This window comes from Leptospira bouyouniensis, from assembly GCF_004769525.1.
Lineage (GTDB): Bacteria > Spirochaetota > Leptospiria > Leptospirales > Leptospiraceae > Leptospira_A > Leptospira_A bouyouniensis.
This window is the reverse complement of sequence record NZ_RQFT01000010.1, coordinates 23238-35937: the sequence shown is the minus strand read 5'-3', so window position 1 is coordinate 35937 and position 12700 is coordinate 23238. Positions and strand designations below refer to the sequence as shown.

The 12700-nt window shown below is 34.8% G+C and carries 9 protein-coding genes; 6 read left to right on the top strand and 3 right to left on the bottom strand.

What is annotated here, in order from left to right; translation table 11 throughout:
* The first annotated feature begins 74 nt into the window (after window positions 1-74).
* From EHQ43_RS10475 to EHQ43_RS10455, 5 genes are all read left to right on the top strand, one after another.
* Window positions 75-449 (top strand): hypothetical protein, encoded by a 375-nt coding sequence (locus EHQ43_RS10475; RefSeq protein ID WP_244242759.1) that lies wholly within the window; start codon window positions 75-77, stop codon window positions 447-449.
* Window positions 450-625: 176 nt separating this feature from the next.
* Entirely contained in the window at window positions 626-1468 is an 843-nt protein-coding gene (locus EHQ43_RS10470; protein WP_135771178.1) for a CPBP family intramembrane glutamic endopeptidase, read from the top strand.
* Window positions 1469-1746: 278 nt separating this feature from the next.
* Window positions 1747-3042, top strand: coding sequence for a lactonase family protein (locus tag EHQ43_RS10465; RefSeq protein WP_135771177.1), 1296 nt, complete (start codon window positions 1747-1749; stop codon window positions 3040-3042).
* A gap of 281 nt (window positions 3043-3323) precedes the next feature.
* The gene (locus EHQ43_RS10460) at window positions 3324-4619 is read left to right on the top strand and encodes a beta-propeller fold lactonase family protein (protein WP_244242758.1); all 1296 of its coding nucleotides are present in this window, start codon (window positions 3324-3326) and stop codon (window positions 4617-4619) included.
* 36 nt (window positions 4620-4655) lie between these two features.
* Complete coding sequence (locus tag EHQ43_RS10455; protein ID WP_135771176.1) at window positions 4656-6098, top strand: hypothetical protein; 1443 nt, start codon at window positions 4656-4658, stop codon at window positions 6096-6098.
* Here EHQ43_RS10455 and EHQ43_RS10450 read toward each other — a convergent pair.
* From EHQ43_RS10450 to EHQ43_RS10440, 3 genes are all read right to left on the bottom strand, one after another.
* Window positions 6002-8377, bottom strand: a complete 2376-nt coding sequence (locus EHQ43_RS10450; RefSeq protein ID WP_135771175.1) for a hypothetical protein — start codon at window positions 8375-8377, stop codon at window positions 6002-6004. The two genes, EHQ43_RS10455 and EHQ43_RS10450, sit on opposite strands and share 97 nt — an antisense overlap.
* A gap of 123 nt (window positions 8378-8500) precedes the next feature.
* Complete coding sequence (locus EHQ43_RS10445) at window positions 8501-9313, bottom strand: hypothetical protein (protein WP_135753054.1); 813 nt, start codon at window positions 9311-9313, stop codon at window positions 8501-8503.
* A gap of 184 nt (window positions 9314-9497) precedes the next feature.
* Window positions 9498-9737, bottom strand: a complete 240-nt coding sequence (locus EHQ43_RS10440) for a hypothetical protein (protein WP_135753055.1) — start codon at window positions 9735-9737, stop codon at window positions 9498-9500.
* A 442-nt stretch (window positions 9738-10179) separates the two neighbouring features.
* Between EHQ43_RS10440 and EHQ43_RS10435 the strand changes: the two genes are divergently transcribed.
* Complete coding sequence (locus EHQ43_RS10435) at window positions 10180-12699, top strand: adenylate/guanylate cyclase domain-containing protein (protein ID WP_135771174.1); 2520 nt, start codon at window positions 10180-10182, stop codon at window positions 12697-12699.
* Window position 12700 lies beyond the last annotated feature (1 nt).

Sequence of the window (12700 nt, the reverse complement as noted above, 5' to 3'; positions counted from 1 at the left end):
AATATAATTTTCCAAGGCTGAATGTCTGGCCGATGTCTCTTTAAAAAAGAAGGACAGGGGCTGAATTCAATCGAGTGTTACTATCTGCTGGCACTGTTTATGTGATGGTTAAACACATTAGTGGTTTTGGTGATAGTTACAATTTACAAGTAGCAAATAGCGGAGTTGTTGCATCGAGTTCAGCAAAATTAACTTACAGTGGTTGGGCTTTTAACTTATGTTATGATACCATGGGGACAGGTCCAGCAACAGCTAACAACTGCGATGCTCAGATGGCAGTACATAGTCCCACGAGGTCTGGACGCTGTACTTACCCAGGAGACCAAGGATTCACCACACGAAATTATTATTTGGAAGGTGGTTTTACAACCAATTATAGTGAGACAACTTGTTTGAATGCGGGTGGTGGTTCACAAAATGAAGCGGAATCTATTTTCATTCCCAATTGATGGATTACTCCTAGTATCAACCAACAACAGTTTAGTTTTTATAGGCTGAACAGAATTCAGATGTAGTCTCAGCTTGTGAGGCTACTAGAATTGAAGATTTTCTAAATAAAATCTTCTAAATCAAAAACAATGGTATACGAAAATCGAATTGTGAATCCTCTTAGCGATTGATTCGTATGACAACCTCAAAAAAATTCACTTTATTTTTCCTTCTGGTAATCACTGTTAGTTTTATTCTGAGTTATTTCCTATATATTTTCCAAATGTATTTGGTATCAGAGAATCCGAACGTCGAATTAAAACCTTTCACCTATTCCAAAATTTTATCTCGCACAACTACAATTATCTTATTTTTAGCTCTGATTTGGTTTCGCAAAAAAATTGATCGGATGTCAATTGTATCTCTAGGTTTAACAAGATTTTACCAAAGAAAAAGAGAATTGTTTTTAGGTTTTATTGCAGGGGTGTTATCTTTAAGTTTGGTTGTTGGAACTAAGGTGATTTATGGAGTTTCAACTTGGTCACCTAAAGAATTTTTTCTCTCCGATTGGTTATTGAGTTTTTACTTTTTGCTTTCAGTTTTTTGTATCGCTTTTGTCGAAGAACTTTTTTTTCGAGGATACCTCTTACAATCGTTTGTGAAGGAATGGGGAGAAAAAAAAGCGGCAATCCTTACTAGTATTTTCTTTTCGCTCACTCATTTTATTCGCCCAATTCATGACCCATTTTTACTTATTCCTGAAATGATTGGCTTATTTTTAGTAGGGTATGCACTTTCCTATTCATTCATTTATACACGATCCCTCTATTTACCCATAGGAATCCATGCAGGTTGGGTCTATGTTGTCAAAATGCAATCTTCGTTTGTGGCTCCAGTTCCACACGACTTACATTGGTTATTTGGTGGAGAGAGATTGGTAACAGGTGTTGTGGCTTGGATGTTCATGTTTCTATTTCTGTATGGACTCAAACGTATTTTTGAACAAATGTTACAAAAAAGTGAAACCCTAATTGGATGAGTTACGATCCGGTGAATCGTGCTCAATAGTGTATATTTTATAGATTCGGATATAATGTTTCGTATTAAACACGTTGTGTTAATCAAATGGAATTCCGAACCCAAATTGAATCAGAAATAGTTCAATGGATTTGAACCTTAACATTGCCGAAAGAGATTTGCATTATTATCAAATTCAATTGACATAAATTTTTTTTTAACTATTTTAGAAATTAAGGCAATAAATTGAACAAATGAATTGTTATACAGATTATGGTGAACGGACAATTGATAAACAAAATGAATAGTAGAATCATTTTACAAAATGTGGTCCTACTAATCATGCTAATGTTTTCCATCCAGTGCAAAATGCCTGCCCTGAATAATCCTCGTGACCCACTCTCAAACGATTATGGCAAAAATTTAATTTTATCTGAACTAGTAAGGTATTGGTTAAGAGACAAAATAGCACCTGATAGTCTCATCATATTAGGTGACAAATCAATTCCTCCGTACAACGAAACTGGATTTCGCATTTACCGCATTGGGGAAGATGGACCCACTGGAGAGATAGATTACTCTGGGATCAAACCTTCAAACTTGAGTGCATTCCCAGGATGCCAGCCAATTCGAGTGACAGTACCTCCTGGTTCTAGAGATATCATCACCTTTACTGGTAGTAGTACCAACCGAATTGCGGTTCACCGCTATAGCAACGAACACAATTTGAGTTTGATAGAGGACAAGCCAGGTATTGGAATTCCATCGCATATGGCAGTTACAGCGGATGGAGCCACCGCATATGTCAGTAATGGAGCTAGTAATCCAAATTCGATCAACAGATATTCTCGCAATACGCTCTCAGGAAGTTTGAATCTAAGTAATGGTAGTAATTACCCATTTAGTGTTGGCTGTTCTCCTGTTTCCTTAAGAACTAGTTCAAGGGATAACATTGTCTTCACAGCCACCACTTCCTATCTCCCTCTTGGCATTGATGTTTATAAAAATACGGGACCCGAATCAGGGGTGTTTGCGAGTGGGTCACCTTACGATCCTGGAACAAATCCTTCTTCGCATAATAACCTTTGTTTGATTGAAAGCGAAAGGTTATTGTACATGACTTCGGGAGATGCCACATACCCGATTTACGGTTTCCGTTATGACGAAAATGGTACAATGAGTGTACTACCCAGCTCTCCATTTGCTCCTGATACAGGAACGCTTGGCCCTGCTTCCATTGACAATTACTCAACAAGTATGGCTTTGGATCCAAAAGGAAAATATATAGCATATATGTATTCGTTAGCTGGTATTTTCTATTTAAGACTGTTATCCATAGACATAACCACGGGCAATATCACTACGACTGACCAAAAATACAGCGTCGGGAATGCACCGAAACATTTAGAATGGGATGGTAGTGGCAAATTCTTATACCTTGTCTCTGACACGGGAGGGACTACCAATAATTTCCAATTGGAATACTTTAAATTCTCAAATGATGGAAAACTAACAAAAGGCCCTAATCTCATCATTTCTTCCATGGGAGGCAGTTTTAACATCTCCCATATTAAATCGCTCCCCATCTATTATTGAACTACGGATTTCATCGATAATGGTTCATTAAACTTGTGTTAAAGTGATATCAGACGATAAGTAACTATTTTGTCATGAAATTTACTGCAGTCAGAATTTCCTTCAAAGGATGAAATCCTTTCCGTTCGATAACTTGAAGTAGCTAGGGAAATCGACAAAGTCAATTTTGATTGACAAGTGGAAGAATTTTGAACATCCTATTCAAAAGTAGTCAAGAAATTGCATCATTAAAGAATACAAATTGTTCAATGTTTCGGAACAATCGAACAAAGGCGCATCCCATGAATCATTTGAAACGTTTTTTTATTTTCTTATTCATCATCTCCACTTCTTTCAATTGTAAAATCCCAGCTCTCAACAATCCCGCAGACCCTCTTTCTGATGACTATGGAAAAAATGCGGCCTTATCCCAACTCATCGCATATTGGCTGAGCGAAAAAATAGCACCCGATGGACTCGTTGTTGCCGTTACCAAGTCTACCCTTCCGTATGAAGCAGGGATTCGCATTTACCGGGTAGATTCTGATTTAGGTCTCACAAGTGAATTTGATAGTGATGTGAGAGCTGCTACTACATTGGCATTCCCTGGTTGCTCTCCGATCCGTGTCGCTGTCCCGCCTAGTTCTCGGGATATCATCACGATCACCGGAGCAGGTAGCAATCGGATTGCATTACACCGGTATGGAATTGATCGTTCGCTTGTCCTTCTGCAAGACCAAAATGGATTTGGGAACCCAACATTCATTAAGTTTACATCTGATGGTCTTAGAGCGTATTCAAACAATACTGCAACTGATCCAAACGTAATCCTTCAATTGGCTAGGAATAAAGAATCCGGGATCCTCAGTATTAACAATGGTGGGAGTTTTCCATTTAGTGTTGGTTGTTCCCCTGTCTCATTGAATGTCAGTAACAAAGACAATATCGTTTTTACGGCTTCAACATCCACGTTACCTCTTGGAATTTTCTCATTCAAAAAAACGGGAGATTATTCAGGTGTTTTTGCAAGTGGCTCACCTTATGACCCTGCAGACAACCCAACCCAACATAATAATTTATGTGTCGTTGAAAACGAACGATTATTGTACATGACTTCAGCGAACGTAACAACTCCTATTTACGGATTTCGATATGATGAAAATGGAAATTTGGGATTACTTCCCAATTCTCCTTTTTCTCCTGATCCAAGCGTTTCGGGTACTGGTGCCGTTGACAATAATTCTACCTCACTTGCAGTCAATCCGGAGGGAAAGTATTTGGCTTACCTTTACCAAGCAGGTGGTACTTTTTATATTCGAATTCTTTCCATAGACCCTTCATCAGGGAACCTCACTCCTACCGACCAAAAATTTAGCGTCGGGAATGGACCAAAGCATTTGGAATGGGATGGTAGTGGAAGATTTTTGTATCTAGCATCCGATACTGGTGGCACAACCAATAATTTCCAACTTGAGTATTTTAGTTTTTCAAAAGATGGAGTGATGACAAGAGGGGTCAATTCACCGATCACTGTTGGAGCTATGACAGGTGGTTTCTCTCCAAGGCATATCAAAGCAATCCAAAGGTATTACCAATAAAGATTTGAAACTTCCTTTACTTGATAAAAGAACTCAGTGAACCATACTCGTTACGCACTTCTATTTGGTATCACCATCTATGCCTTGTTACTCTTTGGATTTAGTGGTGTTCCCGATGCAGATATTTTTTATCATTTTGCCATTGCAAAGTTATACCTAAAGGAAGGATTCGTCTCAAAATTACCCTGGCCAGAATTAGCTATTCAATTCCAAGAATTTACGGATTTTCATTTTTTATTCCATATCTTACAAATCCCATTTGTTCTCCTTCCATTTGAAGAAACAATTTCAATCAAGTTATTTATCTTAGTATCAATCTCCACACTCTTATATACTATCCAAAGATATCTACTATCCAAATCACCAAACATATCTCCTTACTTCTTAGTTACCTTTTTTATTTTAGGATCAATATTGTTCACAGGCAGGATGTTATTTGGTAGAGGGAATTTATTATTTTTTTGCCTCTATTTCCTTTGCCTTCATCTTTGGAATCCTAAAAATGTGTATAAAATATTAGTTATTTCATTTGTATCGGTATGGACTTATAGTGGATTTCCATATTTATTATTAACTGCTATTTTCATTTCGTTACTAGACTCTAAAAAAGAAAATCTTAAGATTCTCTCTTACGTAACTACAGGAATGATTCTCGGAATGATTTTTCACCCTTCATTCCCTTATCAATTTAAAGGTTACTTTATTGAACTCGTTCTGCAAACAATACCACCAAAAGGAATCGAACCAATTGCCGAATGGTTACCTCCTACAAAAGAAATTCTAATCTTAGGATTCATAACTACGTTTCCACTCTTATTACTTTGTTTTCGTAATGGAATACATTCTAAATTTGAACCTACAAGTATTGTATTTTTATTTTTAGGAATCACCAATTTAATTTTTGCAAGTGCCTCTTTGCGTGTGTTCGAAATCAGTTGGTTGATGTTTTTTGTATTTATTTTCCTAAATCTAAAGATAAACATCCGCTATCAATTATTCATTTCACTTTTAGTTTTTGTCATTCAGATACCAATTGCCTATGACAAAATGGGCCAACAATTTAAATCGTCAGAAACGAAATATGGACAAATTGTAACCGATTGGGTTCGATTCAATATCCCAAAAGGAGAAAAAATCTTTTTATCTTGGGCGGATTATCCTTATTTTACTTTTAAAATTCCCGATTACCATTTTTTGTTTGGACTCAATCCATTATATGCTTGGTCATATGACCAGAAATCATATTTCACTCAAAAAGCATTTTTTGAAGGTAATTTACAAGGATTTCAATTCATCCCAAAGGCAATGGATTATAATACTATCGTTATTAACAAACATTACTATGGTTATACGGCAAAAACCTTCAAGGATCTTTCAATTGATTACATTTTAGCTTTTGAAAACGAAAAGTATTCAATTTTCGTTAGAACCAATCCTAACAAAAACAATAAAAAAGATGCGATCATAAATCCTAAATAAAGTTTTCCAGACAATTCAGGTAATGTTACAGTCATTTCTTTTTGTTTGTCCTTTGAGTAAGGGATCCAATATTCTTTTGCGGCATCATCTAATAATACAATGCCATTCGTTGATCGTTTTTGCTCAAAAAAAGTATGCGAAGGTTGGAAAAATTCCTCACCTTTCATAAATTTGGGAAGTTGATTCAAAAATACAGATAAATTTTCCTCAGTAGTATCGGCACTTCTTGTTAAACTCGTTTCACCTAACATAAAGGTTGGAATACCCTTTTGGTCCAAATTTTTAAGCCAGGAAATCTCACCTAATCCATTTTGATCCGTGATTAAAATTAACGATGATAACGAAGGTAATATTAAATCTAATTGATCCAAATTGTTTCGAGATATTCGAATGATCTTTGTTTGGTATCCTAAATTCATAAGATACATTTGCATCAGATTACTTGTTTTTAAAAAATGCTGATACCCAAACTCTTTATTTTGGTTTAAAGTCTCAGCATGGATCAAACCAATTGGTTTGATGAAATTGTTATTTTGTTTTTGGAGTATTTTTACAATTTTGAAAGGTCCTTCCGTTGCTACAATTTCCAATCGAACTCTTGATTGTTTGATAAAATCTGTAAATTCCGGAGAAAAACCCATTAGATAGTTAACTCCAGATCGTGTTAAAAAATTCAAAAAGTATCCAACCTCGTTCTCCTTTTTTAAGGAAAGCAGATTTTCTCTTAAATCTATTTCTGTACCCCATCGAAACGTATGTGAAAAACCAAATGATTCCCAATTAAATACAAGTGTCGAATAATAGGAAGATTCGACAGTCAAACCCAAGTTATTCTTAATACCAGCTTCATAAAAAAGAGGAATCCAAAAATGAGGACCACCAAATAATGATTTTGATTTAATGATTTCTGGTTGGATAATCGTATCTTTAGGCAATTCTTTCAACTTTGATAACAAACGATCATACAAGTACAACTCGTCATCAGACCGAGCCTCCTTCCATATCGGTGATTTGTATTCTTGGTATTTGATAGGATCAAAATGAATAAATAAATAAAATTGAATGAATACAATTGATATTAAAATTGGTAAGAGCGGTAAAAACTTTTTTTGCGTCCGCACAGAATGTACGATCACCAATGGCATAAGAATCGAAAATACAATAAAAAAACAATCAAATGCACGATAATTATGTATTTTGATGTTTGGAATGATATATCCAAACGAATAGTCTAAAGACAACCAAAAAAATACCATAAAAACTGTCGTTAAAAATCTGCTCCTAACAAAGTTTAGTAAACTTCGCATATGGAATGTCATTAAAATTATTATTAATAGATATATCCAACGACCTGAACGTAACAATTCAATTAAGAATGCGACTGTTATATTCTCACCAAACTGAGAAGCTTTTAAAGCTTGGTCGTATACGTCTCTACTCAGAATCGAAAGGATTGGAGGGTATGAATATCCATAGAACACTGAACTTGCATACTCTGCATATTTGAAAAAATGAAACAATACAGGTGAAATAAAAATCAAAACAAAAACAAAAGATAGAAATAATTCTTTAATATGTTTTAGCCAGAATTTTCTATAGATGATGAAATAAGTAAACAATACGAAAGAATAAAAAATTGAACTAAGTAGATGTGAATAAAACACTAAAGAAGTGGTTCCGATAAATAGGACCAAAGAATTCAGTTTTTGTTTTAGTCGAAACTGATCCAAATAAACAATTCCTAACAAAAAAAGCCCATGTGTAAAACTCGAGATAACAGTACCTTCAACGATCCCAACAATGCTCGTTCCTTGTAATCCTTCCCCTGCATAATTAAAATAGAACAGAATGGATGAAATACCAAGCAACAAACGAATGTTTAATGGGAACCGTTTCCAAAAAAAATGATTTCCAATAGTATAAATTGAAAATCCAAGTAAACAAATTGTAAAAAATATAGATATACCAAAAGCAGATTCAATGGAGATAGAAAAAATTAAATGAATGATATAAACTAAAAAATAGTAAAATGGAGGATAAAAATAAAAAACAGGAAATCCTCCAAACCAAATATCAGACCAACCAATGCCTAATCCTTTTTCGAATAAAATAGCAAACTCCTTTGCTAGTACTACATGCCCTGGAGTATCCCAGCCACTTAAGGTCTCTCCAGTGAATAAATATTTGAACTTAAATACAAATGTAAGGATAACAACGATAAACGTTACATAGATGACTATATTGGTCCATATCGATTTGGACAAAAATTTGGCGGGCATAGAGGTGAAAATAACTCTGTTCTATGTTTTGGCAATTCTATATTATAAACGAAAGTTTAAATTTAGAAATATTTTTACAAACATCATTAAGATGTTTGTTGCACTAAAAAATTTGAAATTTTTTCAAGTTAGAGATGATTTAGATTCATCTACTTTTGCTTGGAACAATAAAAATCCAAGTGTGGCAATTACCCCTGCCAAAAAGATAAACAACTCTGGACCAAAGGACTCGGATTGCCAATTGGCACCTACCAACCAAAGATAAATGATAGGCGCTATGTATTGATTCATAAACAAACCAAGAAACGTCAATTGGTTAGCAAGTCCTCCCTTCAGAAATTTCCATAAAAATAAATTTGGATTAGAGAAGATAGTAGATAAGGCAAGTAATCCCATAAATGCCATCTCAAACAATGAGATTCCTACCCTAGGATCAATTGTCATACTCAAATAAGTTGGATTTTGGAAGAGATGACCAATCAAACTTAACCCTCCAGGAACAAGCGCTAGGTGGATAAGGATATCATCTAAAATCCAAGATCTCTCAGGAGTTTTTCGCAGGTACAATAGTATTTCATAAAAACTAAAAAATATAAACCCTATCGAAGTGAATACAGAAGTCATTACGAGAGAAGACTTGGGATTGATATGAACTGCTGGTGCAGAAAGTAACATCAAAATAGAGGAAATATTTCCCCCACCGACGATCATCAAAAAAGCTAAATTTGCAGTAAAAGGCCAAAGCTGAAAGTGTCTGGTTGCCAGACGTAAAGCGACGATGACAAATAGAGATATGAGCGTGAAAATTGAAATGACAGGACCATCTATTTTGTAAAAGAATGGAACACCTACAATCCATGCAACAATGGAAAGGCAAGACCCAACCAAAATCAATATGTCAAGAATCTCTCCCCATTGAACTAATCGTTTTTCCATTTTATCATTACCCACTTAGCGGTAATGATGTGTCATGATCCTTTCCTTTTGGCAATTCAAATTTTTAGCAATGAAATCAATCTTTGAGGGAAATAAATTGGAATGATTTTAGAGTTCAATTAAAATCTGATTTCATCACTGGAAACCAACTCAAATCATTGATGAGATGGCAACCGTAGTTCTTTCACTCACGACTTTGAATTTTTTTTACCTCACCTAATATCTCAAAGTATACCCTGTCACCTAATTGATAAATGATTTCCTCTTTGCCCTTCCCTGATAAAAATTCTTTGAATGACCAATCATTACGATTCGGGTCTTTGCCAGAATCAAACCAATCCTTAAAAATCACATTGTTCCCTTCAATGAGGACTTCCACTAAATGATAGGGTTCGGAATTTTGCCAATAGCGTTTCTCTTTCATAATCGAATCTTATCTATGTTAACCTCACACATATATGTATGAGAATTAAAAAATGACTTCAATCCAATTTCAAATCAATCTGTTTACTTGAAACTAGAAACGTTGAGGTATAGGTTTTGTGTTGTTTTGAATCAATCTTTCTGCAGAATCTAATTTCATAACTATAGATACTAAAAATTTTATCTTTATACTTTAGGTCTATGTTAAACGAGCATTCGAGTCATTTAATCCTAATTGTATGCAAAGTAAACATATCAATTTTTCTTTCCTATCAGCCTTCACTCTCACGAAAGGTTTATAATAAACAAAAATTTCAAGGTGAAGTACTTAAAAATAAGAATCTGAAATCATTGATTGGGTTCAAAGGCATTTGTTGTAATATGCTAGACAATTCATGCAATTTATTTACGAAAGGTTTACTAGGTGAAAAAAACATTCAAAAATGGAATACACATACTCATTACCCAACGTCGAAACGATCCATGATGCATGGACATACTTTTGGTTACAACTTCCATACGGAATTCCAGGAATCATTTCACTTGTCGTCGGTTTTTTACTAAGCGCATTCGGCTTTCGGAGGATGTTTCATACATCGGGCGAAGACAGGCTTCTTTCCTTCAATGTCGCAATTTCATTTTTCGGATACGGAATCTTAGGATTAGTACTTTCACTTAGAGCCTGGATTCTAAACAGAGAACTTTTACTTTTTTTGAACAATTGGCTTTATCTATTTATTTTACTCATTTTACCTTCTAATTTTTATATCTGTTATGCGCTTTCGAAAAAGAAAGTATTTCTCTATTACACTTATTTGTGTTGGATCAGCGTTATATTTGGTTATGTTGGTCTTTTCCAAGGCCTTGGATTTCATAATGATTGGTTTGATTACCAATTTGGCAGATATCCCAAAGCAACTGCTTATATAAAACCATTTGGAATCATACCTCTCGTTGGATACTTCGCATTAGTTTTACCATTTTTTACCTTCCAATGGAAAATTCTTTTGAAAAGAATCCATAAATCGCTTTTCATCGGATACAACGTTTTGTTCCTTATGACAATCTCCAATGCACCAGTGTTACTTGGTTATAATGTTTACCCTGGTTCATTTTTTATTTTTATCCCACTCATTCTCATTGCATATGGAATTTTTAGATCGGATTTTTTAGATGTAAATGAACTTCTCTTTGATCGAAATGGATTATTCTACATTCTATTTGGAGTCGTTTCGTTCTCGTTGATTTTACTAAGTGGAACCGTTGCATTAGGACTCCATCACAGTGCCTATCTAAACAATAATTGGTTTCCACATGCACTCCCTCCCACGATTTCATTTTTCGTAGCCATCTTTATGGCGATCATTGTCGCAGGAAGTAATCCTCAAGCAAAGATCAATCAATTATGCGCATTTTCGTTAATTATAACAGCATTTTACAATTTACAATCAATACCAACCAAACTAGAACTGAATTATTTAATTTTATTGCGTATATCACAAGTTAGTTTTCTTATTTTTTCCTTAGCTCCTAGTATATTGGCTCGATTTGTATTAAAAGCAATTGGTAGCGATAGACCTAAATCAATACTCGTTGTTGATTTATTATCAATTTTATGTTCTTTTCTTTCGATTACTCCTTATTTGCACAAAGGTTATTACCTTTATGATTTTGGAATCATCCACAAAAGCCATGTTGTTCCTTATCTATTAGGTATAGCAGGATTATTTGCTTTTGTGATTGTAGGAAAGGTAATCCTCAAACGATGGAAAGAACTACCAAGAGAATCTCTTGTAGCTTTAGGTTCTGTTTTACTCTCTGGTTTATTTTTATTAACTGCTTTTTTTCCATCTCATGGTTTTAGTTTTCCACCTATCTCTGATTATCTGTTTATTCCCACCACGTTATTAGGATTCGCTGTTTTAAAATTAGGAGCTTTTTCATTACCTGGTAGAACCATTCGTTTTAGCCAAAAACTTGCCAATTTAGGTATCTTTTCCATTTTGTTTGCCAGTCTCTTGCAAATGCCTAAGTTTTTAGAAAAGTTAGCGTTTGGAGAAAGTCTATTTCACATTACTCTTGTTACATTACCTTTAGTTTTATTCAATTATTTACTCGTTTATGTTTTTGCGAGACCTTTAGCAGAGGAATTAGATCGAAGTTATATTCTCCTAGAACAAGCAAAAAAGGAAGCAGAACAAGCTGGAGAAGAATCCGAAAAACTTTTGTTAAACATATTACCAAAATCTGTGGCAGAAGAAATCAAAATCAACGGGTATTGTGAACCAAAATCCTTTGAAGAAGCCACCATTCTCTTCACAGATTTTCGTGGATTTACTGAAGTGGCAAAAAATATGGAATCCAGTGAACTCATTACAGAACTTGATGCCTGTTTCACACAGTTTGATGAAATCATTTCGCGAAACAAATTGGAAAAACTAAAAACCATTGGTGACTCTTATATGTGTGCAGGTGGACTACCAGATTCAAATTTCACAAGTCCCATTGATGCCTGTCTTGCAGCCCTCGAAATCCGTTCTTTTATGGACCAAATGAAACATATCAAAACGGAACTGAACTTACCATATTGGGAACTGCGAATTGGAATTCACACTGGTTCTGTGATCGCAGGAGTCGTTGGTCGTTTCAAATTTGCATATGACATTTGGGGTAGTAGCGTCAACACCGCGTCCCGTATGGAAAGTTCAGGAATTGTTGGTGAAATCAATATTTCACAAACAACCTATGACAAAGTTCGGTTTCTATTCCAATGCGAACACAGAGGAAAGATCATTGATAAAAATGGAGAGAGGCATGATATGTATCTCTTGAAACACATCAAAGCTAAGTATTCAAAATATGGTCTTGTCCCAAATGAATCGTTTTGGTCCATTTACAATAAAATCAAACAAGGTAGTAAAATTGTTTTAAAATCAAAATTTGAAAGGGAAAGAATTTTTTAAT